The sequence below is a fragment of the Nocardioides massiliensis genome, assembly GCF_030811215.1.
Taxonomy (GTDB): Bacteria; Actinomycetota; Actinomycetes; order Propionibacteriales; family Nocardioidaceae; genus Nocardioides_A; species Nocardioides_A massiliensis.
In genome coordinates, this window is the sequence record NZ_JAUSQM010000001.1 from 3,782,129 (window position 1) to 3,804,408 (window position 22,280).

19 protein-coding genes are annotated in these 22,280 nt (G+C 72.6%); 4 read left to right on the forward strand and 15 right to left on the reverse strand.

Annotation, left to right across the window (positions count from 1 at the left end; all coding sequences use genetic code 11):
• Nucleotides 1–23 precede the first annotated feature (23 nt).
• Both J2S59_RS18660 and J2S59_RS18665 read right to left on the reverse strand, forming a co-directional pair.
• Entirely contained in the window at nucleotides 24–968 is a 945-nt protein-coding gene (locus J2S59_RS18660; protein WP_246360355.1) for an alpha/beta hydrolase, read from the reverse strand.
• A gap of 56 nt (nucleotides 969–1,024) precedes the next feature.
• Nucleotides 1,025–2,185, reverse strand: coding sequence for an alpha-hydroxy-acid oxidizing protein (locus J2S59_RS18665; protein ID WP_068121305.1), 1,161 nt, complete (start codon nucleotides 2,183–2,185; stop codon nucleotides 1,025–1,027).
• Nucleotides 2,186–2,269: 84 nt separating this feature from the next.
• Between J2S59_RS18665 and J2S59_RS18670 the strand changes: the two genes are divergently transcribed.
• Complete coding sequence (locus J2S59_RS18670) at nucleotides 2,270–3,004, forward strand: SDR family NAD(P)-dependent oxidoreductase (protein ID WP_068121311.1); 735 nt, start codon at nucleotides 2,270–2,272, stop codon at nucleotides 3,002–3,004.
• Nucleotides 3,001–3,972, forward strand: coding sequence for an NAD-dependent epimerase/dehydratase family protein (locus J2S59_RS18675; RefSeq protein ID WP_306825387.1), 972 nt, complete (start codon nucleotides 3,001–3,003; stop codon nucleotides 3,970–3,972). Before J2S59_RS18670 ends, J2S59_RS18675 begins: the two co-directional genes overlap by 4 nt.
• Before the next feature lie 18 nt (nucleotides 3,973–3,990).
• Here the strand turns inward: J2S59_RS18675 and J2S59_RS18680 are convergent, their stop codons facing one another.
• From J2S59_RS18680 to J2S59_RS18710, 7 genes are all read right to left on the reverse strand, one after another.
• The gene (locus J2S59_RS18680) at nucleotides 3,991–6,111 is read right to left on the reverse strand and encodes a DEAD/DEAH box helicase (RefSeq protein ID WP_068119672.1); all 2,121 of its coding nucleotides are present in this window, start codon (nucleotides 6,109–6,111) and stop codon (nucleotides 3,991–3,993) included.
• 167 nt (nucleotides 6,112–6,278) lie between these two features.
• Nucleotides 6,279–7,070: a hypothetical protein gene (locus J2S59_RS18685; protein WP_306825388.1), complete on the reverse strand. Its 792-nt coding sequence runs from the start codon at nucleotides 7,068–7,070 to the stop codon at nucleotides 6,279–6,281.
• On the reverse strand, nucleotides 7,067–7,906 hold the full coding sequence (locus tag J2S59_RS18690; RefSeq protein ID WP_306825389.1) for an SDR family NAD(P)-dependent oxidoreductase: 840 nt from the start codon (nucleotides 7,904–7,906) through the stop codon (nucleotides 7,067–7,069). The genes J2S59_RS18685 and J2S59_RS18690 overlap by 4 nt, the downstream gene beginning before the upstream one ends.
• Nucleotides 7,903–9,405: a class I adenylate-forming enzyme family protein gene (locus tag J2S59_RS18695; RefSeq protein WP_306825390.1), complete on the reverse strand. Its 1,503-nt coding sequence runs from the start codon at nucleotides 9,403–9,405 to the stop codon at nucleotides 7,903–7,905. The genes J2S59_RS18690 and J2S59_RS18695 overlap by 4 nt, the downstream gene beginning before the upstream one ends.
• Nucleotides 9,406–9,477: 72 nt before the next feature.
• Nucleotides 9,478–10,227, reverse strand: a complete 750-nt coding sequence (locus J2S59_RS18700; protein ID WP_306825391.1) for an SDR family NAD(P)-dependent oxidoreductase — start codon at nucleotides 10,225–10,227, stop codon at nucleotides 9,478–9,480.
• A complete protein-coding gene (locus J2S59_RS18705; protein WP_068118637.1) occupies nucleotides 10,224–11,840 on the reverse strand; it encodes a flavin-containing monooxygenase in 1,617 nt (538 codons plus the stop codon). Before J2S59_RS18705 ends, J2S59_RS18700 begins: the two co-directional genes overlap by 4 nt.
• Nucleotides 11,837–12,826: an alpha/beta hydrolase gene (locus J2S59_RS18710; RefSeq protein ID WP_246360166.1), complete on the reverse strand. Its 990-nt coding sequence runs from the start codon at nucleotides 12,824–12,826 to the stop codon at nucleotides 11,837–11,839. Before J2S59_RS18710 ends, J2S59_RS18705 begins: the two co-directional genes overlap by 4 nt.
• Nucleotides 12,827–12,958: 132 nt before the next feature.
• Between J2S59_RS18710 and J2S59_RS18715 the strand changes: the two genes are divergently transcribed.
• Nucleotides 12,959–13,609, forward strand: coding sequence for a PadR family transcriptional regulator (locus J2S59_RS18715; protein WP_068118640.1), 651 nt, complete (start codon nucleotides 12,959–12,961; stop codon nucleotides 13,607–13,609).
• A gap of 19 nt (nucleotides 13,610–13,628) precedes the next feature.
• Here the strand turns inward: J2S59_RS18715 and J2S59_RS18720 are convergent, their stop codons facing one another.
• The 6 genes from J2S59_RS18720 to J2S59_RS18745 form a co-directional block, all read right to left on the reverse strand.
• The gene (locus tag J2S59_RS18720; protein ID WP_068118643.1) at nucleotides 13,629–15,311 is read right to left on the reverse strand and encodes an AMP-binding protein; all 1,683 of its coding nucleotides are present in this window, start codon (nucleotides 15,309–15,311) and stop codon (nucleotides 13,629–13,631) included.
• On the reverse strand, nucleotides 15,308–16,348 hold the full coding sequence (locus J2S59_RS18725; RefSeq protein ID WP_068118653.1) for an ABC transporter ATP-binding protein: 1,041 nt from the start codon (nucleotides 16,346–16,348) through the stop codon (nucleotides 15,308–15,310). Before J2S59_RS18725 ends, J2S59_RS18720 begins: the two co-directional genes overlap by 4 nt.
• Nucleotides 16,348–17,394: an ABC transporter ATP-binding protein gene (locus tag J2S59_RS18730; RefSeq protein ID WP_068118659.1), complete on the reverse strand. Its 1,047-nt coding sequence runs from the start codon at nucleotides 17,392–17,394 to the stop codon at nucleotides 16,348–16,350. The genes J2S59_RS18725 and J2S59_RS18730 overlap by 1 nt, the downstream gene beginning before the upstream one ends.
• Nucleotides 17,395–17,403: 9 nt before the next feature.
• Nucleotides 17,404–18,483 (reverse strand): ABC transporter permease, encoded by a 1,080-nt coding sequence (locus J2S59_RS18735; RefSeq protein WP_068118662.1) that lies wholly within the window; start codon nucleotides 18,481–18,483, stop codon nucleotides 17,404–17,406.
• Entirely contained in the window at nucleotides 18,476–19,504 is a 1,029-nt protein-coding gene (locus J2S59_RS18740; protein ID WP_306825392.1) for an ABC transporter permease, read from the reverse strand. The genes J2S59_RS18735 and J2S59_RS18740 overlap by 8 nt, the downstream gene beginning before the upstream one ends.
• A gap of 100 nt (nucleotides 19,505–19,604) precedes the next feature.
• Nucleotides 19,605–20,771, reverse strand: coding sequence for a Zn-dependent alcohol dehydrogenase (locus tag J2S59_RS18745; RefSeq protein WP_220138307.1), 1,167 nt, complete (start codon nucleotides 20,769–20,771; stop codon nucleotides 19,605–19,607).
• Between the two features lie 80 nt (nucleotides 20,772–20,851).
• On the opposite strand from J2S59_RS18745, the gene J2S59_RS18750 reads away from it, so the two are divergent.
• A complete protein-coding gene (locus J2S59_RS18750; RefSeq protein ID WP_068117683.1) occupies nucleotides 20,852–22,270 on the forward strand; it encodes an aldehyde dehydrogenase family protein in 1,419 nt (472 codons plus the stop codon).
• The last annotated feature ends 10 nt before the right edge of the window (nucleotides 22,271–22,280 follow it).

The following is a 22,280-nucleotide window of genomic DNA, read 5'->3' on the forward strand; positions in this document are numbered from 1 at the left end:
ACTGTTTGTGTGGATGCTAGCGGTCAGCCGAGTGCCGCGTCGAGCGCGTCCACCATCCGCTGCCGGAAGCGCTGCATCGAGCCCACCCCCAGGTCGGCCATGACGTCCGCCCCGTGGTGCATCCGCGGCTCGACGTGCAGCTCCACCGCGACCCCGGCCGCGGCCAGTCGCTCGGCGTAGTCGGTCGACTCGTCACGGAAGAGGTCGAGGTCTCCCACCCCGATCCACGCGGGCGGCAGTCCGGCAAGGTCGGCGCGGCGGGCCGGGACGGCGTACGCCGGCGGGATGGCGCTGCCGGGCTCGTGACCGAGGTAGGAGCGCCACGCGAACCGGTTCGACCGCGGCGTCCACCCGACCCGTCCGCGCGCCGGGTGGTCGGGCCGGCGCACGGTGCGGTCATCGAGCATCGGGTACTGCAGGAGCTGGAAGCACACGCCGGCGACGCCCTCATCGAGCGCCCGTTGCGCCGTCGCGGCCGCGAGCAGACCACCGGCGCTGGCGCCACCGAGCGCGACCCGCACGGGGGCGTTCCGCTCGTTGAGCCGCTCGCGCAGCCAGTGCAGCGCGGCGAGGCAGTCGTCGAGCGCCGCGGGGAACGGGTGCTCGGGTGCCAGCCGGTAGTCCACCGCCGCGACGAGCACGCCCAGCTCCCGGGCGAGTCGCCCGCACCACGCGTGGTCGACCTCCGGGCGGCCCATGAGGGTGCCGCCGCCGTGCAGCCACAGCACCGCTCCCCGCAGGCGGCCCTCCCCCGTCGGCTCGTGCAGCGTCACCAGGGTCCGGGTGCCGTCGGGGACGGGCACGGCGTACCTCGTCACCCGGACGCCGTCGACCGGGCGCTCCACCGCGACGAGCTGACGGCGCACGTGGGCCAGCAGCACGCGGTTGCTGATCGGCACCGGCACGAGGTCGAACCCCGTGCGCAGCTCCGGGGCGACCGCACCGAGCGTGCGGACGCGCCGCGCCACGGCTGCAGCGAGGACCGCCGCACCCGTGGCCGCGAGGACCGCGGCGCGCCGAGCCTTCAGAGCCGCACCAGCGGCCGGGACCGGACCTCGGCGACGTCGTGGTAGCCGTTGAGCCCCATCGTCAGGTCGGCCTCCGCGAGCAGGCTGCGCAGCGCGTGCACGACGCCGGCGGTGCCGCCGACCGCAGCGGCGTAGCCGTAGGGCCGGCCGATCCCGACCGCGCGCGCCCCGAGCGCGAGCGCCTTGACCACGTCGACGCCACTGCGGACGCCGGAGTCGAAGAGCACGGGCAGGTCTCCTGCCGCATCGACCACGCCGGGCAGGAAGTGCAGGGCCGGCGCGCTGCCGGCCTGGCGACCGCCGTGGTTGGAGCAGTAGATCCCGTCGACGCCCGCGTCGACGGCGCGGCGCACGTCGTCGGGGGCACAGATGCCCTTGAGCACGAGCGGCAGGTCGGTCAGCCCGCGCAGCCACGCGAGGTCGTCCCAGGTGAGTGTCGGGTTGCCGAACATCAGTGCCCAGTGCTGCACGACCGTCGCGACGTCGCTCGTGTCGCCGTTCGGCAGCCGGCTGGCGAAGACCGGGTCGGAGACGTAGTTGGCCAGGCACGCGCCGCGCAGCTGCGGGAAGGTGCCGTGCTGCAGGTCGCGGGGGCGATAGCCCAGCGTCCACGTGTCGAGGGTGACGACGAGCGCGCGATAGCCGGCCGCCTCTGCCCGCCGCACCAGGCTCTCGGCGACCTCGCGGTCGTTGGGGGTGTAGAGCTGGAAGAAGCCCGGGGTGTCGCCGAGCGCGGCTGCCACGTCCTCGAGCGGGTCCTGCATCAGCGTGGACCCGACCAGGGGTACGCCGGTCTCAGCCGCGGCCCGCGCCGCCGCCAGGTCGCCGTGCTCGTCCTCGGTCATCACGCCGAGGACACCGATCGGGGCCATGAAGACCGGGCTCGGCAGGCGCATCCCGAACAGCTCGACCGACAGGTCGCGCTCCGCCGCGCCCGACAGCATGTGCGGGACCAGGCCGTAGCGCGTGAACGCGTCGACGTTGCCCCGTTGGGTCTGCTCGTCACCCGCGCCGCCGGCGACGTAGTCCCACAGGCGGTGCTCGAGCTTCTCCTCGGCGAGTCGCTCCCACGCGGCGAAGGAGAACGGCATCGTCGGCAGCTCGCCGGCGAGCCCGGCGAAGTACGTCCCGAGCTGGTAGTCGGCAAAGTTCGGCATAGGCCGCAGGGTAGCCGTGCCATGGGTCACACTTCCTCCGTCCCGCCTCGCTGCGACGCATGTCCCGCCGACGAAGGAGAACCCGTGACCGGCACCGCCCCCGCCCCTGCCCGCTTCGCCGACGCCCGGGTGGTGGTGACCGGCGCCGCCGGCGGTGTCGGCGCGACTTTGGTCGAGGCGTTCCGGCGCGAGGGCGCCCGCGTCGTCGGCACCGACGTCGCCCCCGGCGACGGCCTGCACCAGGTCGACCTCCGCGACGCAGGAGCGGTGCTTGCCTTCGCCGACGCCGCGGTGGCCGAGCTCGGCGGGGTCGACGTCCTGTGCAACGTCGCCGGGGTGCAGCGCTTCGCGCGGGTCGGCGACATCACCGCCGATGCGCTGCGTCTGCACCTCGACGTCAACGTCGTCGCGCCGGTGCTCCTGACGCAGGCGCTCACCCCGGCACTGGCGGAGAGTCGCGGCAACGTCGTCACCATCGCCTCCATCTCCGCGGTGCTCGCCCAGCCCTACAACAGCCCCTACTGCGCCAGCAAGGCCGCGGTGCTGATGGCGATGCGCTCCCTGGCGATCGAGCTCGCGGCCCACCGGGTGCGCGTCAACTGCGTGTCGCCCGGCGGCATCGAGACACCGATGCCGCACACCTCGGCGGCGGAGCTCCCGGCCGACATCGACTGGAACCTCCTCATGCGCAGCCAGAGCGCGTTCCCCGGTTTCATGCCGCCGGGCGACGTGGTGGAGTCGGTGCTGTTCCTCGCCTCGTCGGCGGCGGCGTCGATCACCGGGTCCAACCTCGTGGTCGACCGCGGGGTGGTCTGGTGAGCGCGCTCCCCCACCGGGTCCTCGTCACCGGCGCTGCCGGCTTCCTCGGCCGCGCCCTGACCGACCGGCTCCGCTCGCTCGACGTCGAGGTGGTCGGCGTCGACCTCGTCGCGGACCCCGCGCGGGGGATCGGCGCCGGCGACATCACCCGGCCCGGACCGTGGCAGGACGCCTTCGCCGGGTGCGACGCCGTGCTCCACACCGCGGCGACGGTGAGCATGGTCGCGGCGTACGACGACGCCTGGCGCGTCAACGTGGTCGGGACCCGCCACGCGCTGGATGCCGCACGGGTTGGTGGCGTCGCGCGGTTCGTGCACTTCTCGTCCGTCGCCGTCTTCGGCACCGACTACCCCGACGGCGTCGACGAGTCCTACCCCGTGCGGGTGAGCGGCCGGTCGTCGTACGCCGACACCAAGGTCGGCGCCGAAGCCGTGGCCCTGGCCGCGCACGCCCGCGGCGAGACCGCCGTGACCGTCGTGCGCCCCGGCGACGTCTACGGTCCCGGGTCGGTGTGGATCCGCGAGCCGCTGGCGCTGCTGCGCGCCCGGCGCATGCTGCTGCCCGACGGCGGGCGCGGGATGTTCGCCCCGGTCTACGTCGACGACCTGGTCGAGGGCGTGCTGCGGGCACTGACCCGCGAGCAGGCCGTCGGCGAGGTGATCACGCTGGGGCCGTCCGCGTCCGTGCCGTGCGCCGACTACTTCGGCCGGCTGGCCGGCGCCATCGGACGGCGGGTCCCGACGCTGCCGGCGGCGGTCGCGCTCCCCGCCGTCACCGCGCTGGGTGCGACCCTGCGGCGAGCCGGCGTGCGGACCGAGATCGGCCCGGCCAGCCTCGACTTCCTCAACCGTCCGGGGTCCTACTCCATCGCCAAGGCCGGTGCGGTGCTGGACTGGCAGCCACGCACCGACCTCGACACCGGCATGGCCGCGAGCCTGCAGTGGGCACGCGGCGCCGGCCTGCTGTAGCCGAACCCGGCGGACGGACTACCGGCGCGTGCTGAGCTCGTCGGTCAGCAGCGAGACCAGGGCCTCGAGCTGGACGTCCGCCTCGGCGGCGACCTCCTCGTCGGAGCCGTCGAGCGCCCGAGCGGCGAGTCCCGCCTTCGCGTCCACGAGCCCGGCGATGCGGGCGTCGACGGTGTGGGCGGCGATGATCCGCCACGCCGTCACCGGCTCCTCCTGACCGATCCGGTGCACCCGGTCGATCGCCTGGGTCTGCTCGGCGTGCGTCCACGACAGCTCGGCGAGCACGACGTTGCTGGCGACCTGGAGGTTGACGCCCACGCCGGCGGCGGTGAGCGAGCACACCGCGACCGCGATGTCCGGGTCGTTGACGAAGGCGTCGATGTTCTTCTGCCGCACCGCCGGCGTCTGCTCCCCGCGGATCGAGGAGTAGCCGATGCCCTGCGCTGCGAACAGCTCCGAGGCCTTGTCCATCACGTCGATGTGCTTGGCGAAGAAGACGACCTTGCCGGTGCTGCGCGCCAGCTGGGCGGCGTACTCCGCAGCCAGGGAAGCCTTCGCCTGCCCGATGCGCCGCACGAGGGTGAAGACGTTCTCGCCGGTCGAGGTGTCGGACGGCTCGGCGATCTCGGCGGCGGCCACCCGGCGCACGAGCTCGTGGTCGATGCCGACGACTCGCTCGCCCGTCCGCTCCTCGCGGGCGGCGATCGAGGAGTCGTAGCGCTTGGCCAGCCGCAGGGCGAGCTCGCGCTCCGCGCCCTGGATCGAGCGGGCCGAGGCGCTGTCGAGCTCCACGGGCAGGTCGGCGATGCGACGGGCCGGGATCTCCTTGGCCACGTCGACCTTGCGCCGGCGCACGATGCCCATGTCGATGACGGCCTGACGGGCGGCACGGGAGAACTCCCGGTCGAGCGGCGTCAGGCCGGTCTCCTCCAGCTTGACCAGGAGCCGGGGCCGCGGGTGCTTCTCGTCGGTCCAGCCGAGGAACTGCCAGATCGTGCGGAAGTCGTCGATGTCGTTGATCAGCGGGGTGCCGGTCAGCGCCATCATGAGTGGTCGTCCCACCCGGCGGCGGATGCGGTCGGCGATGTCGATGACGTGCTGCGAGCGCTGCGACTGCTTGTTCTTGATGAAGTGCGCCTCGTCGAGCACCATCCCGCGGAACCCGTGGGTGCCCATCCAGCCGCTGTGGCGGTCGAGCACCTCGTAGTTGACGATGATGATGTCGGCGAAGCCGTCGAGGTCCTCGCCGTTGCCCTGCACGACGCTCACCGAGCGGTTGGGCGTCCAGTGCGCGGCCTCACGAGCCCAGTTGGTCTTGACGACGCTCGGCACCACGCACAGCAGCGGGTAGGCGTTGGCGGCCTTGGCCGCGAGCAGTGCCTGCGCGGTCTTGCCCAGGCCGGGCTCGTCGGCGAGCAGGAAGGTGCGGTGCCCACCAGCGGCGGCCGCGATGAGCCGGGCCTGGTGCGGCATCAGCTCGAGACCGGGGGGTACGGCGAAGCCGGGGTCGGGATCGGGCAGCTCCATGCACGACGGCGCGCCCGCTCCCGCCTTCTCGAACGAGCTCAGCAGGGGGCCCATCAGCTCCCAGCCGGCGAGGCGCCGGCTCTCCGGCAGTCGCGGCTCGGCGCCCGAGGAGTCCGGGACGAGGAACGGGTTGGCCAGCTGCGCGGCGATCACCGAGCGCGGCACGACCTGGCGCTGCTCCTGGATCGTCGGCGCGGCGCGCACCCGCTCGGGCTCGGGCTCGGGCTCCAGCCCGGCGGAGAGCTGCATCTCGCGCTTCAGCGCCCGCGCGGAGTCGGTGAGCTCGGCGTTCTCGTCGAGCAGCTCGAACAGCTCCGGCTGCGCTCCGGCGACCTGCCCGAGGATCTTCGCGATGCCGTCGAGCCGCTTGAGCTCCGCGTCGCGGCGCGCCTCGCCGATCTGGTCGTCGTTCTTGACCCGCATCCGTTCCTCGCGTGCGAGCACGGCCACCACCTGGAACGTCGTCCGCAGCAGCTCACCTCGCTGGGCGCGCGACTCGATCTCGCGCGCGGCCTTGGCGAGGATCGGGAGGATCCCCTCGTTGTCGCGGTGCCGGCGCTGCGCTCGCGCCGCCGTACCGCCGTGACGCGAACGTCCCTGGCGTTGTGCCAAAACCTGCTCTGCCTCTCGCTTCCGTGGCTGCGGATGCGCGTGCCGGGGCAGGGTCACCAAGACGCGAACGGCCCGGACCTGCTGTGCGACGCGCTCAGCACCGGACGCTGCTGGGCGGGGAGGCCAACCCTCCGACCCGCCACCGACGACGTGGTGCTGCCAGCAGCCTACCTGCCCGCGGTGCCCGGGGCGTAGTCGGCGCGGAACCAGTCCCAGGTCCACGGCGTGATCGTGAGCAGCGGGGTGCGCAGGAGCGGGGTGAGAACGGGGTCCGGCGCGGTGGCGGCGAGGACGTCGACCAGCTCGATGGGGTCGTCCTCGCAGTAGCGCACCACGACCTGCAGCCGGCCCCACTGCTCCTCACCGGTCGTCGTGCCGTCGTCGTCCTCGGCCGTCGTACGCCGACTGGCGAAGCTCCACGCGCCGACGATCCCGTCGGTCTGCTCGACGGACTCGGCGACCGCTCGGTGCAGGCCGCGCAGGGCGGCGTCCGCCGCGGGTCCGCGCGGGTCGGTGACCCGCCACACCTCGAGCAGCACGCCGCGCACCGGACGGAACGGCAACGCTGCCGTGGTGATCGCCTCGCGCGGGCTGACCCACCCGCGCAGCGGGGCGAAGAACCCGGTCAGGCGGCGTCGGGTCCAGTCCTGGTCGGGGCGCCGGCCCTCCTCGGCGGTGGTGCTGCCGAGCTCGACCCACTCCCGGATGCTCTGCTCGGTCGGCTCGCGGAACCAGTACATCGCGGCGTACTGCGCGGCCGAGAGCCCGGCATCGCCGTCCGGACCCAGGGACGCAGCCGCCTCGCGGCACTGCGGCGTCCGCACCCATCGCTCGCCGTGGACGATGCCGGGAAGGGCGAGGTTCTCGGGGCGGTGGTCGAGCTGGTGCCAGGCGTTGTAGTCCTCGTGGCGCTCGGGGTCGACGACCTCGGGGAAGGAGAAGAACACGCGCGCGCTCATGGGGTCTCCATCCCGATCTCCGCGAAGTCGGCGGCCCGGACCACCCGGCCGCGGGACCCGGCGGCGAAGGCCGGGTCGGATGCCAGCCGCACGACGGCCCTCCCGGCGGCCGCGGCCGGGACCGTGGGCACCCCGTGGGCCGCGATCTGCTCGACGCCACCGCGCGCGGCGGCCGCCTCGGTGACCACGAAGCCCGGGTCGAGGTTGAAGGCGCGGACGCCGTGCTCCCAGAACTCGGCGTTGATCGCACCGGCGATGCGGGCGAACGCGGCCTTCGACGACGCGTAGCCGAGGCCCCAGCCACCCTCTCCCGGTGGGGCCGGCGGGTCGTTGACGACCGAGCCCGACCAGAGCCCGACGACCAGGCCCGAGCCGCGCTCGACCATCCGCGGCAGGAGGGCCTGCACGAGCGCAAGCTGGTGGACGTGGTTGGCCTCGAGGCTGGCGCGCAGGGCGTCGAGATCGAGCTCCAGCACCCGCGCGTGCGGCACGTGCAGGATCGCGTTGTTGACCAGCACGTCGACGTGGCCCCACGCCTCGGTCACCTGCGTCGCGGCGGCACGCACGCTGGCGAGGTCGGTGAGATCCATCGGCACCGGCAGCGCTTGCACGCCGTGCGCGCGGATCTCGGCAGCCACGCTCTCCAGGCTGCCGGGGACGCCCAGCGGACCGGCTCCCGCGGCCGCCTCCCGCGCGGTGCGGGGCGGGACGGTGCCGTCGCCCTCGCGGAGGGTGCGCGCGGTGAAGGCGACGTCGTAGCCGGCACGCGCCAGCGCGAGCGCCACCTGGCGCCCGATGCCGCGGCTCGCGCCGGTGACCAGCGCGGTCCCGCTCACCGGGTGCTCGCCGACTGCGCGCCGGTCACCGTCTGGCGCAGGGCCACGCGCGACAGCTTGCCGGTCGCCGTGGCCGGCAGCTCGTCGAGCAGGACCACCTCGCTGGGCACCTTGTAGGGCGAGAGCCGGTCGCGCACCCAGGCGCGGACGGCCTCCCGGTCCGGCGGGTCGAGCGGGTCGGTCGGGACGATGCAGGCGGCCAGGCGGTGCCCGGTGCGGGGGTCGCGGGTGCCGACGACGCCCACCTGGGCGACGCCGGGGTGCTCGCGCAGGACGGCCTCGACCTCGGAGGGGTGCACGTTGAAGCCCGAGACGATCACCATGTCGTCGACGCGACCCGTGACCGCGAGCCGGCCGGCCGCGTCGACCTGACCGACGTCGCCGGTGTCGAACCATCCGCCCGGCAGCAGGTCGGGAGCTGCGGCGTACGGACGGGTGAGGTTGTAGCCGCGCACGAGGATGCGGCCCGCCGTGCCGGCCGGGAGCTCGGCGCCGCTGCTGTCGCAGATGCGCGCCTCCACGCCGGGCATCAGCGGCATCCACGGAGTGGGGTCCTCGGTGGTCGGGTCGAGATCACCGATGGCCACCGTGCCGCAGGTCTCGGTCATGCCGTAGCCCGTGACGAACCGCGGCACGCCCAGCGTCCGGGCGAGCGCGACCATCTCGGTGGCCGACACCTCGGTGCTGCCCACGATGCCGACACGCAGCCGGGGCGCCGGCGCGTCCAGCTGCTCGGCGAGGTCGTGGTAGATCGCCGGCGGCCCGGCGAGCACGGTGACCTCCCCCGCCGCCACGAGTGCCGCGAGCGCGTCGCGACGGTAGTCGGGCACCAGCCGCACCGACGCGCCCGCCAGGAACGCCACGAGCAGCACCCCGTTGAAGCCGAAGGAGTGCGACACCGGGACCACGCCGGCCCAGACGTCGTCCTCCCGGCACCCCAGCACCAACCGGGTGTCGTCATACATCCGCAGCAGCTGCCAGTGCGCCATCGGGACGGCCTTGAGCCGCCCCGAGGTCCCGGAGCTGCAGATGACGATCGCCTGGTCGCCGGGGTCCACCCAGGCATCGGTCGCGACGCCGGCACCGGCGCAGGGGGCCACCGCCTCGAGCTCGGTGAAGGTGAGGCAGTCCAGATCCTCGGTGTCCGGCACCGCGACGCCGTGCCCGATGACGGCCAGCCGCGGGATGAGCTGGTCGATGAGCGTGGACCGCTCCTGTTCGGTGACCCGGGCTCCCAGCGGGACCACGGTCCCACCCGCCAGCAGGACGCCGTACGCCGCGACCACCCAGGTCACCTCGTTGCGACCCTGCACCACGACCCGGTCGCCGGGCCGGACCCCGCGTGCGCTCAGCAGACGGGCGACGGCCCGGGCCCGTCCGGCCAGCTCGGCGTAGCTGAGGGCGACGACCTCGTCGCACACCGCGGGCCGGTCGGCGTGGGTGACGGCTCGCAGCGCGAGCAGCTCACCGAGCGTCCGGGGCGCGGCGTGGTCGAGCATCCTCCCATTGAAGGTGGTGCTGTGACCGCACGCACACCCGGTCCCGCTCAGCTGGACCCGCGCGGAACCGGGTCAGGCGGTCGAACCGCCGTCGACGACCAGGTCGGCGCCGGTGATGTAGCCGGCGGCGTCGCTGGCGAGGTAGGCCACCAGCCCGGCCACCTCCGCCGCCGTGCCGCGACGCGGGATCGGCAGGTGCGAGAGGTCCATGGTGCTGCCGGCGATCATCGGCGTCTCCACCGCGCCGGGGCAGACGCAGTTGACCCGGATGCCGCGCGGCGCGAACTCCCGGGCGGCCGACTTCGTCACCCCCCGCAGGCCCCACTTGGAGGCGGCGTACGGCAGTGCGCCGGCGTGCCCGCGCATCCCTGAGATGGAGGCGACGTTGACCACCGCGGACCCCTCCGGCATCAGCGGCACGATCGCTTGCAGGCCGAGCACGGCACCGAGCAGGTTGATGTCGAAGATCTGGCGCAGCTCGTCCTCGGGCCAGGTGAGGATGTCGCCGGTGCGGTAGACGCCGGCGTTGTTGATCAGCACGTCGACGCGCCCGTGGCGGGCGCGCGCAACCTCGGCGACGCGGTCCCAGGCGGCGCGCGAGGAGACGTCGTGGGGCACGAACGTGGCCGACTCCCCCAGCCGGCCGGCGAGCGCCGCGCCCTCGTCCTCGATCACGTCGGTGAGGACGACGTGGGCACCCAGCTCGGCCAGCAGCTCGGCCTCCGCCGCGCCCTGGCCCCGGGCGGCCCCGGTGATCACGGCGACCTTGCCGGCCAGGGAGGCGAGCAGGTCGGTCCGCCCGGCCGGGTGAGCGGCGCTCATGACCCGAGCACGAACCCGGCGTAGCCGCCGTCGCGCGCCTCGTCGCAGAGGTCCAGGTAGCGCTTGAACCCGCCGATGTAGGGCATGAACACCCGGGTCTTGCCGTCGATGTTGGCTCCCATGTACCACGAGTTGGCCTTGGGGAAGAGCGTCGCGGCAGCCGCCTGGTTGACGTGGTCGAACCACGCGTTCGCCGCGTCGCGCCGCGGCTCGACGACGGTGTGACCTGCGCCGTCGCAGTGCGTGATCAGGTCGACCATCCAGTTCACCTGCTGCTCAGCCGTGAGCACCATGTTGGCCAGCACCGAGGGGCTGCCGGGGCCGTTGAGCGCGAACAGGTTCGGGAAGCCTGGCACGGTCATGCCGAGGTAGGTCACCGGCCCGTCGGCCCAGGCGTCGGCGATCGACTCGCCGCGCGGTCCGACGATGTCGATGCGCGTCACCGCCCCGGTCATGGCGTCGAAGCCGGTGGCGAAGACGAGGACGTCGAGCTCGACGAGCCCGTCCTCGGTGCGGATGCCCTCGGGGGTGACCTCCACGATCGGCGTACGCCGCAGGTTGACCAGCGAGACGTTGTCGCGGTTGAACGTCGCGTAGTAGCCGTCGTCGGTGCAGATCCGCTTCGTGCCGATCGGGTGGTCGGTCGGGATGAGGTCCTCGGCGACCTGCGGGTCGCGGACGATCGAGCGGATCTTGGCCTCCGCGAACTCCCGCGCGATGTCGTTGACGGCCGGGTCGATGGTCTGGTTCGGGAAGGTCTTCGCGAACAGCACGCCTCCTTCCTGCCAACGCTGCTCGAGTGCCTCCAGCCGCGCCTGCTCGTCGAGGTCCCAGATCTCCTGGGGGTGGCTCACGTGGGGGCTGCCGGCGGAGCTGGCCCACGACGTCGCCCGCCTGGCCGCGTAGTTCTCCTGGATCGCGACCTGGTCGTCCTCGCCGAAAGGCCGGTTGGACGCCGGGACGGTGTAGTTGGCCGAGCGCTGGAAGACCGTGAGGTGGCTGGCCGACTCGGCCAGGATCGGGACGGACTGGATGCCCGACGAGCCGGTGCCGATGACCCCGACGCGCTTGCCGCTGACGTCGACCGGACCCTCGGGCCAGGCGGCCGTCATCAGCACCTCACCGGCGAAGCTGTCGACGCCCGGGATGTCGGGCAGGTGCGGCGCCGAGAGGCTGCCCGTGGCGAGCACGAGATGACGCGCCGACATCCGCGTGCCGGTGTCGGTCTCGACCTGCCAGCGGGCGCTCGACTCGTCGAAGCGTGCGGTGGTGACCCGCTCGTCGAAGCGGAAGTGCGGGCGGACGTCGTACTTGTCGGCGACGTGCGCGATGTAGGCACGGATCTCGGGCTGGGCGGCGAACCGCTCGCTCCAGACCCATTCGCGCTGGAGCTCCTCGTCGAAGGAGTAGGAGTAGTCGATGCTCTCGACGTCGCACCGGGCCCCCGGGTAGCGGTTCCAGTACCACGTCCCACCCACGTCGGAGCCGGCCTCGACACCGCGCACGTCCAGACCCGCGGACCGGGCCTTGATGACGGTGTAGATGCCGGCGAACCCGGCGCCGACGACCAGGACGTCGCAGTTCTCGACGTCGGGGGCCTGGGGAGCGCTCATGCGGAGACCTCTTCTCGATCGGGGCGCGCGACGAGCGCGCTGATGTCGGCCCAGAGCAGCTCGCGCGCGGACTCCGCGGCGGCGAACGGGCCGATGGTGGCGAACCCGTGGAACAGGTCCGGGTAGTGCCGATGGCGTACGGCGGTGCCGGCCGCACGCAGGGCGCGGGCGTAGGCCTCGCCCTCGGAGCTCAGCGGGTCGCGGCCCGCCGTCACCACGACCGCCGGCGCGAGGTCGGCCAGACTCGACGCGCGGCTGGGGACGACGTAGGCGACGGGCTCGGGGAGCGGCGTCGTGTCGGGGTGGCCCCCGAGGTACTGGGTCCAGTACCACTCCATCGCGGCCCGGGTGTTGAAGTGCCCCTCGCCGAAGCGCACGTAGCTCGGCGAGGTGAAGTCGGGCTCGATCACCGGGTAGAGCAGGACCTGCCCGGCCAGTGCCGGCCCCCCGCGATCACGCGCCATGAGCGCGACCACGGCGGCGAGGTTGCCGCCGGCGCTGTCGCCGGCGACGACGATCCGGTCGGCGTCGATGCCGAGAGCCGCAGCCTCGGCATGGGTCCAGCAGGTGGCGGCGTAGGCGTCCTCGGCCGCTGCGGGCGCCGCGTGCTCGGGAGCGAGGCGGTAGTCCACCGACACCACGACCGCGCCGGTGTGACGCGCCACCCGGCGACAGAACCCGTCGTGACTCTCGATGCTGCAGAAGACGAAACCGCCACCGTGGAAGAAGACCACCGCGGGCCGGGCTCCGTCCGCCCCCGGCGCGTCGGAGTGCGGGTGGTAGATCCGCACGGGCACCTCGCCCGCGCCCGTCGGGACCACGCGGTCCTCGGTCGCGCGGACGTCGTCGAGGTTGGTGACCACGGCGCTGCGTGCCGACACCGCCGCACGCGCCTCCGCCCCGGTCATCTCCTCGACCCTGGGGAAGCCGTCGTTCAGCACCTGCAACAGGTCGGCCACCTCACGGCCCAGCGCGTCGTCGAGCACGCACACCCCTCCTCTGGTTCGGACTGGAGTATGTCTAATAGAAATACTCCAACGAGGCAAGCGTCAATCCCGATCTCGGCATGTTCCGAATCGGAACATGCCGAGAACGCGACGGAGCGTAGGATCCGGCCCATGCCTGCCGACGAGACCGCGGTGCCGAACCCCCTCCCCGCCCTGCGCCCCACCAGCTGGGCGGTCCTGGGGCTGCTGTCGTTCGGAGAGGAGCTGTCGGGCTACGACTTGAAGAAGTGGGCGAACTGGAGCCTGCGGTTCTTCTACTGGGCCCCGTCCTACAGCCAGATCTACGGTGAGCTGCGCAAGCTCGAGGAGCTCGACTTCGCGGTCTCCCGCGTGGTCAACAAGGACGACCTCCGCGGCAAGCGGCTCTACCGCATCACCGAGGCCGGTGAGGAGGCCGTCGCGCGCTGGGCCGCGGAGGCGCCGGTGGAGCCGGCCGTCCTCAAGCACGGCGTGATGCTGCGCATGTGGCTCGGGCACGCCAGCGACCCCGACCTGCTGCGCTCGATGCTCGAGCAGCACCGCGAGGAGTCGGAGAAGATGCGCATCCGGGCGGCCGCCGACGTCAAGGGCTCCGAGCACGAGCCCGGGTGGGCCTTCCCCAACATGGTGCTGCGCTGGTCGGAGCGCTACTACGCCGACGAGCGGGACCGGGCCGAGACGATGCTCGCCGAGCTCGACGAGGTCGTCCGCAAGCAGCGGCGCTCGCGCAGCAATGTCAGCGCGAAGCGCTCCTCCGACGAGCTGCGCCAGCACCGCGCCTGACCCCGATCGGGCGGGTAGCTCAGGCGGGCATCTCGTCCTGCGGGAGGTACGCCGCACGCCCGTGCTCCTGGAACCGCGCGACGAGCTCCGCGCGGCCGGCGGCGTCGAGCGCGACGTACTCCGCCGTCCGTCCGACGCGGGCGTAGACCGCGTCCCGTGCGGTGTTCCAGGCGACGTGGCGCAAGGGAGCCTTGTCGACCTTGCCGCTGCCGGTCGTGGGCAGCCGCTCGACGACGCGCACGTAGGCCGGCCACCACTTCGCGCCCATGTCGGGCTGGGCGGCCAGGAACTCGCCGAAGGCGACCGGGTCGAAGCTCCGGTCGGGGTCCAGCTCGATCGCGGTCATCACCTGGTCGCCGGTGACCGGGTCCGCCACCGCGAAGACCGGTGCGGCCACCGTGCCGGGGTACCGCTCGAGCACGCGCTCGACCTGGGCCGCGGCGAAGTTCTCCGAGTCGACCCGCAGCCATTCCGAGGACCGGCCGGCGAAGTAGAACCAGCCGTCCTCGTCGCGGTAGGCCAGGTCACCGGTCCAGTAGTCCGCGCCGCGGACGCGGTCGGCCATGGCACCGGGGTTCTTCCAGTAGCCCTCGAAGGTGTGGGCCAGCCCGACGCCGACCAGCTCGCCGATCGCCTCGGGGTTGACCAGTCGCCCGGTCTCGTCGAAGCGCGCCCGCGGGCACTCCTCACCGGTCTCCTGGTGCAGCACCCGGACGTCGGCGCCGTTGGCCGGGAGACCCAGGGCGCCCGGCGGGGTGTCCGGGGTGCGGTTGATGCGCAGCACGCCCTCGCTGGAGCCGTAGCCCTCCATCACCTCACACCCGAAGCGCTCGCCGAAGCGGAGCACGTCGGCGACCGAGCCCTCGGTGCCGTAGGCGAGGCGCAGCGTGCTGGTGCGGTCGCGCGGGTCCTCCGGGCGGGTCAGGACGTACGACAGGGTCCGCCCGACGTAGTTCACGAACGTCACGCCGTGGCGGTGGATGTCGTCGCTGAAGCGAGAGGCGGAGAACTTGCGCACCATCGCCACCGTGGCGCCCGCGTGCCAGGCCGGCGCGAGGTTGATCATCACGGCGTTGCCGTGGAACAGCGGCGTGGAGAGGTAGGTGACCGAGTCGCGGTCGATGCCCAGCCGCCCGACGAGAGTGTCGGTCAACCGACCGAGCCGGCCCTGGCTCACCAGCGCAGCCTTGGGCCGCCCGGTGGAGCCGCTGCTGAACAGCAGCATCGCCAGATCCTCGGCGCTCGGCTGCACCTGGGGCAGCTGCGCACCGCGGTACGGCGCCAGCCACTTCGCGTACGCCGCGTCACCGTCCGCCTCGGCGTCGACGACCCACACCGGCGCGGCAGGGCCGCCCTCCGCCAGCGTGGCGGCCCACTTCGTCTCGGTGATGATCAGGTCGAGGTCGGCGTGCGCAGCATCGTCGGCGATCTCCGGGCCGCTGCGGCTCGAGTTCAGGCCGACGAGCACGGCACCGGCCATCCCGCAGGCGCCGACCCAGAAGACGAAGTCGGGCACGTTGTCGAGAAGCACGCCGACATGCACCTGGCGGTCCGCTGGACGGGGGACGGTGTCGAGGAGTGCGGCCGCGCGGTCGCAACTCTCCTGCACGATCTCGTCCCAGGTCCACTCCTGGTCCTCGAAGCGCAGTCCGACCTTCGTGTCCCCGTGGCGGCTGCGCAGGATCTCCGCGATCGTGGTCACGCGCCGGCCTCCACGAGCCCGGTTGCGACGGGCGGTCGCTGGGCGACGACCTCCGCGTGGTGGCAGGCGACGAAGTGCCCGTCGCCGGCCGGTCGCAGCTCCGGCTCGCGCTCCGCGCACAGCTCCGTGGCCAACGGGCAGCGCGTGCGGAAGCGGCACCCGCTCGGGGGGTCGAGCGGGGAGGGCAGCTCCGCGGACAGCGCGCTGGCGAGCTCGTGCTCCTGCTGGTCGCCGTCGTGGTGGGCGGTCGGGACCGACTCCAGCAGCAGCCGCGTGTAGGGGTGGACCGCCTCCTTGGCCAGGCGCCCGGAAGGCACGACCTCGCACACCTTGCCGAGGTACATCACCATGATCCGGTCGCTGATGTTCTTCACGACCGCGATGTCATGGGCGATGAAGACCATGCTCAGGTCGTAGCGGGCCTTGGTGTCCTCGAGCAGGTTGAGGATCTGTGCCTGGACGGAGACGTCCAGGCTGGAGACCGGCTCGTCGCAGATGAGCACGCGCGGATCGAGCATGAGCGCGCGGGCGATGCACACGCGCTGGCACTGTCCACCGGACAGCTCGTGGGGGCGACGGTCCCAGACCACGTCGGGGTTGAGCCCGACCGCGTCCAGCACCTCGCGGATCTTCTCGTCGCTGACCTCACGACCCCAGATCCGCGGACCCTCGGCGACGAGGTCCTTGACCTTGCGGCGCGGGTTCAGCGACGACACCGGGTCCTGGAAGATCATCTGCATGTGCGAGCGCGCCTGGCGCAGCTTCTCGCCCTGGTTATCGGTGAGCGACTCCTCGGCCAGCCGGACAGAGCCCGACGTGGGCGGTGGGAGCTGCATGATCGCGCGACCGGCGCTGGACTTGCCGCAGCCGGACTCCCCCAGGATGCCGAGCGTCTCCCCCTCGACCAGGTCGAAGCTGATGCCGGAGACGGCGTGCACCGTCTGGCCGCCCTTGGCCGGGAACTCGACGACCAGCTCCTCGACGCTGAGCACCCGCTCGCCCTCGGGACGCAGGTGCATGCTGCCGGAACCAGCCATCAGCTCTCTCCTCGCTCGGACCGGCCGCCGAATCCGACCGGGTGGTGACACGCGAACAGGTGACCACCCGGACCGTCGAGCGGCGGGGTGATGGTCACGCAGTCCTCCTGGGCGTAGCGGCAGCGCGGGGCGAACCGGCACGCGGGGGGCGGCGAGGTCATGTCGGGCGGGGAGCCGTCGATCGCCGCCAGCCGCAGGTGCGGTGCGTCGTCGAGCTCGGGGATCGCCGCGAGCAGTGCCTCGGCGTACGGGTGGTGCGGCTGGGTGAACAGCGAGCGCGCGTCGGCGGTCTCCACGACCCGGCCGGCATACATCACCGCGACCCGGTCGGTGCGACCGGCGACCACCCCGAGGTTGTGGCTGATCAGGATCAACGCCATGCCGAGCTCGGCACGCAGCCGGTCGAGCAGGTCGAGGATCTGGCGCTGCACCGTCACGTCGAGCGCGGTCGTCGGCTCGTCGGCGATCAGCAGCTCCGGCTCGTTGGCCAGGGCCATCGCGATCACGACGCGCTGACGCATGCCGCCGGACAGCTCGTGCGGGTACTGGTCGATGCGCCGGCGCGAGTCGGGGATGCCGACGAGGTCGAGCAGCTCCAGCGCACGCTCACGGGCCTGGGCACGGTTGAGCCCACGGTGCTTGCGCACGGTCTCGGTCAGGTGGACGCCGACCTTCTTCACGGGGTTCAGCGCGGTGAGCGGGTCCTGGAAGACCATGCCGACCTTGCTCCCCCACAGGCCCGGCAGCTGCTTGCGGCCGAGCTGCTGCACGTCGACGCCGTCGAGCAGCACCTGACCGGTGACCGTGATGGGGCCCTCGGTGCGGTGCAGGCCCATGATGGTGCGCCCAAGCACGGACTTGCCCGAGCCGGACTCACCGACGATGCCGAGCGACTCCCCCTTGCGCAGGGTCAGCGACACACCGTCGACCGCGCGCAGCGGGCCGCGCGCCGTCTGGATCACCGTGCGCAGGTCGTTGACGACCAGCATCGGCTGGTCGGTCGCCGGCGCTGCGCCGGGGAGGACCTGAGAGGTGGACTGGGTCATCAGGTTCTCCTAGAGCTTGCCCGCGCGCGGGTCGAAGCGCTTGCGCGCCCGCTCCCCGAGTGCGTTGAAGGCGAACACCGTCAAGAAGAGCACGGTCCCCGGCACCATCACGATGTGCGGGTGCTGCTCGAACACGCGTCCCTGCCCCTCGGAGATCATGTTCCCCCAGGACGGCGTGGGCGCTTGGATGCCGAGACCGAGGAAGCTCAGCGAGGCCTCGGCGACGATCAGGACCGAGACCATGACCATCGCGTACGACGCCAGCGGCAGCAGCACGTTGGGCAGCAGCTCACGCACCATGATCCGGACGTTGGAGGCGCCCATCGCGCGTCCGGCGAGGACGAACTCGCGCTGCGCGAAGGACATCGTGCTGGCCCGCGCGACCCGGATCATGCTCGGCAGCGCCATCAGCGACAGGGCGAAGGCGATGTTGCGCAGGCTCGGGTCGAGCACGGTCGCCAGCGCGATGAGCAGGATGAGCGGCGGCACGGCCAGCAGCGAGTTGGCGAAGATCGCCACGACCTGGTCGGTCCACTTGCGTCGGTAGCCGGCGAGGATGCCGATCGCGCCGCCGACGACCATGCCGATGAGCACCGCGCCGAGCGCGACGACCAGCGAGGCCCGGGCGCCGTAGAGCACGCGAGCGAGCAGGTCGAGACCGAAGTTGTTGGTGCCCAGCGGGTGGTCCGACAACAGGTCGGGCCGCGCCATCGCCGGGTCCATCATCGTGGCGGCGAGGTTCTCGTGCTCCCCGATCGGCAGCAGCGGTGCGGCGATCGCGGCCGTGATCAGCACGACCAGCCACACCAGGCACAGCCAGGTCGTCAGGTCGAACTCCGGACCGAACCGGCGCTGACCGACCTCGACCGCACCGACGTAGAGCACGACGAGGCCGAGCAGGACCACGCCCGCCTGGGCCCAGCCCTGACCCGCCATGGCGACGATCGCCACGACGGTGATGGCCAGGCCGACCGCGGCGACCAGCGGTCCCCGCCAGGCAGGCTTGCGCGCGACCTCGTCGCGGGTGACCTCGGGGGCCGCGGAGTCGACGACCTGCCCAGACCGGGGCCCGGAAACTTGCTCAGACATGGGACCTCCGCACGCGCGGGTCGAGGTAGCCGTAGGAGATGTCGATCAGGGCGTTGGTGACGACATAGATCACCGCGATCACCAACACCGCTCCCTGCACGGTCACGTAGTCACCGGTGTTGGCCGCACCGATCACCAAGGTGCCCATGCCGGGCAGCGCGAAGAGGTACTCCACGATCACCGTGCTGCCGATCAGGCGGCCCAGGCTGATGCCCATGAGCGTGATCAGGGAGAACGACGACGGACGCAGCGCGTCGCTGAACAGGACGTGGACCGTGCCCATGCCCTTGGCCTTCGCGGCGAGGATGAAGTCCTCCTGCAGCGTGCCGATCAGGTCGTTGCGCAGGATGCGGGTGAACATCGCGGTCTCGGCGAGCGCGATCGTCAGCGCCGGCAGGAACGCGTGGTAGAGGTTGTCGCCCAGCCCCTCGCTGAGCCGTGACCACTCCGCCCGCGGGAACCACCCCAGCGTGTTGGAGAAGACCAGGATGACCAGCAGGCCGACGAGGAAGCTCGGCAGCGAGAGCACCGCGAAGGTGCCGGCGCTGACGAACCGGTCCACGCGTCCACCGGCGTGGAAGGCCGACCACATCGCCAGCGGGATGCTGAACAGCAGCGCCATGCCCATGCCGAGCGCGGCGAGCTCGACGCTCACGGGGAGCGCGCCGAGGATCCGGTCGACCACGTCGTGGTACGGCGGGATCACGGACCGGCCGAGGTCACCGGTGAGCGCGCCGCCCAGCCAGTCGAAGTAGCGGACCAGCATCGGGTCGTTGAGCCCGAGGTCCTCGCGGACCTTCTCGTAGTCCTCCGCCGCGTAGCCCTCACCGAGGATCGACACCGCGGGGTCGACGTCCATCAGGGACACCAGGGCGAAGGTGCCGAAGCTGACGACCAGCAGGACCAGCACGAGCTCGGTCAGCCGACCGAGCACGCCGCGCAACCGACCATCGGTACGCCGACGACGCCGTGCGGGGCGCGGCGGCGCCGGAGCCGGTGTCGGCTCGACCGTCGTGGTCATCAGTCTCCCCTCCCAGTGGACGTGGCGGTCGCCACGCGCGGAGGATCTTGGCAAACCGACGGCACCGACCGCCGGTCGTTCTCGCTGGGCAGGACCCGGGTCACGGCAGACCCGGCTCGATGACGGTCACGACCCGGGCGGCCTCGCCGCTGCGCATCAGGTCGAAGCCGCGGTTGACGTCGTCGAGACCGACCCGCTGTGACACCAGCGCGTCGAGCTCGAGACGGCCCTGGAGGTAGAGGTCGGCCAGCGCGGGGATGTCACGCGGGAAGTGGTTGGCACCCATGAGCAGGCCCCGCAGGCCCTTGGCCTGCGTGACCACGCCGATGCCCATGAGGTTGAACTGCTCGCCCACGGGCGGGATGCCGACGACGTACGCCGTGCTCCCCGCGCGCACCATCCCGACGGCCTGGGTGACGGTCGCGCTGCGACCGACGACGTCGAAGGCGTGGTCGACGCCGCCGGGCACGAGGGCCTGGACGGCGGCGACCGGGTCCGTCTCGCCGGCGTCGATCACCTGGGTCGCGCCGAACCGGCGGGCGGTCTCGAGCTTGGCCGCGCCCAGGTCGACCGCGATGACCTCGCGGGCACCGGCGAGCACGGCGCTCTGCACGAGGTTCAACCCGACCCCGCCGCAGCCGATGACGGCCACCGTCTCGCCGGCGCGCACGCGCGCACCGTGGACCACGCTGCCGTAGCCCGTGAGCACCGCGCAGCCGAGCAGCCCGGCGCGATCGGCCGGCACCTCGGCCGGGACCGCGACCACCGAGTTGCGGTGCAGGATCGTGCGCTCGATCAGGCCTCCGATGCCCGCCACCTGGCCGACGGGCTCGCCGTCTGCGCGCACGAGCCGCGGGACGGGACGCTCGGCGCGGCCGAGGTCGTTGCGCCGCTCGCACAGGAACGTCCGGCCCTCGCCGCACGCGCGACACCGCCCGCAATACATCGACAGGCAGGCCACCACGTAGTCCCCGACCGCCAGGTCGGTGACATCCGCGCCAACGGCCTCGACGATGCCGGAGACCTCGTGCCCCACGACGGTGGGCAGGAGCACCGGTAGCTCCGCCTCCATCATGTGCAGGTCGGAGTGGCACAGCCCGCAGGCGGCCACCCGCACGCGCACCTCGGAGGGGGCGAGCCAGTCGTCGAGGAGCAGCTCCTCGGTCTCCAGGCGACCGGGGGCCGCAGCGAGCACGGCGGCCCGCACGGGGGTGCGGCTCGCGCCCGGCTCGAGGGCGAGGGGGGCCTGCAGCAGTTCATCCGTCACAGCGAGTACCTTGCCATTTCGATGTATGTCGTTTAGGAATAGTTCAACCTAGTACACCGCAACCAGTCAAGGACGGCGCAATGCAGACACGGGACCAGGTCCACCTCGACGGCCGCTGGGTCGAGCCGCACGGGACGGAGGTCCACGAGCTGGTGGACCCGCGCAGCGGCGAGGTGTTCGCCCGCGTCCGGCACGCTGACGAGGTCGACGTCGATCGTGCCGTCGCGGTCGCCCGCCGGGTCTTCGACGAGGAGCCGGCCTGGCCGGTGGAGGAGCGGGTCAAGGCCCTGCGCGGCCTGCACGACGCGATCGCGGCCCGCACCGAGGAGATCGCTGAGGTGATCTCGGCCGAGATGGGCGCTCCGGCGCAGTTCTCCCGCCAGGTGCAGGTCGGGATGGGCCTGGCGACGCTGGCCACCACGATCGACGTGCTGGAGGACTATGCCTTCGACGAGCACCTCGCCGGCATCGTCGTGGCCCGCGAGCCGATGGGCGTCGTCGCGGCGATCACGCCATGGAACTTCCCCCTGCACCAGTCGCTGACCAAGATCGGGTCGGCGCTGGCCGCCGGCTGCCCGGTCATCCTCAAGCCGGCCGAGACCACCCCGCTGTCGGCGTACCTCCTGATGGAGGCGGCCGAGGAGGCCGGCGTCCCGGCGGGCTGGCTGCAGCTGCTCCCCGGCCGCGGCACGGTCGTCGGGGCGGCGCTGGCCACGCACCCGGGCGTCGACGCGGTCTCCTTCACCGGGTCCACGGCCGTCGGTCGGTCGATCGCGTCCGGCGCGGGCGCGTCCCTGAAGCGGCTCTCGCTCGAGCTCGGTGGCAAGTCCCCCAGCGTGCTGCTCGACGACCTCGACGACGAGGGCTTCGCGACCGCGGTCCGCACGAGCGTCGGGTTCGGCCTGATGAACGCCGGCCAGACCTGCGCGGCATGGACCCGGCTGATCGTGCCCGAGGCGCGCTACGACGAGGCCGTCGCGATCGCGGGACAGGTGGCCGGGGCGGCCGTCCCGGGCGAGACGCTCGGTCCGGTCGCCTCGCGCGCCCAGTGGGACCGCGTGACCGGCTACCTCGCCTCCGCGGTGGAGGAGGGCGCGGTCGTCGAGCATGGCGACGCCTCCCCCGCCCTGCCCGAGCGCGGGTTCCACCTCGCGCCGGTGATCCTCGGTCGGGTGACGACCGAGATGCGCGTGGGTCGTGAGGAGATCTTCGGCCCCGTGCTCGCCATCCAGACCCACACCGGCGACGACGACGCCGTCCGGCTGGCCAATGCCACCGAGTACGGCCTCTCCGCCGGCGTGTTCGGCCGCGACCAGGACCGGGCGATCGCCGTCGCCCGACGGATCCGGTCGGGCGTCGTGCACGTCAACGGCCTCAACTCCAACCGGCTGGCGCCCTTCGGCGGCTACAAGCAGTCCGGGCTCGGCCGGGAGTACGGACGTTTCGGCATCGAGGAGTTCCTCGAGGTCAAGTCCATCCAGCCGCCCGCCACCCCTTGATCAGACCGCC

Bases quoted from the DNA above. Each gene is read 5' to 3' on its own strand.
- J2S59_RS18740 (WP_306825392.1), bottom strand. From the start codon at position 19,504: ATGACCACGACGGTCGAGCCGACACCGGCTCCGGCGCCGCCGCGCCCC.
- J2S59_RS18700 (WP_306825391.1), bottom strand. From the start codon at position 10,227: ATGAGCGCCGCTCACCCGGCCGGGCGGACCGACCTGCTCGCCTCCCTG.
- J2S59_RS18750 (WP_068117683.1), top strand. From the start codon at position 20,852: ATGCAGACACGGGACCAGGTCCACCTCGACGGCCGCTGGGTCGAGCCG.
- J2S59_RS18685 (WP_306825388.1), bottom strand. From the start codon at position 7,070: ATGAGCGCGCGCGTGTTCTTCTCCTTCCCCGAGGTCGTCGACCCCGAG.
- J2S59_RS18695 (WP_306825390.1), bottom strand. From the start codon at position 9,405: ATGCTCGACCACGCCGCGCCCCGGACGCTCGGTGAGCTGCTCGCGCTG.
- J2S59_RS18665 (WP_068121305.1), bottom strand. From the start codon at position 2,185: ATGCCGAACTTTGCCGACTACCAGCTCGGGACGTACTTCGCCGGGCTC.
- J2S59_RS18730 (WP_068118659.1), bottom strand. From the start codon at position 17,394: ATGACCCAGTCCACCTCTCAGGTCCTCCCCGGCGCAGCGCCGGCGACC.
- J2S59_RS18715 (WP_068118640.1), top strand. From the start codon at position 12,959: ATGCCTGCCGACGAGACCGCGGTGCCGAACCCCCTCCCCGCCCTGCGC.
- J2S59_RS18705 (WP_068118637.1), bottom strand. From the start codon at position 11,840: ATGAGCGCTCCCCAGGCCCCCGACGTCGAGAACTGCGACGTCCTGGTC.
- J2S59_RS18725 (WP_068118653.1), bottom strand. From the start codon at position 16,348: ATGGCTGGTTCCGGCAGCATGCACCTGCGTCCCGAGGGCGAGCGGGTG.
- J2S59_RS18735 (WP_068118662.1), bottom strand. From the start codon at position 18,483: ATGTCTGAGCAAGTTTCCGGGCCCCGGTCTGGGCAGGTCGTCGACTCC.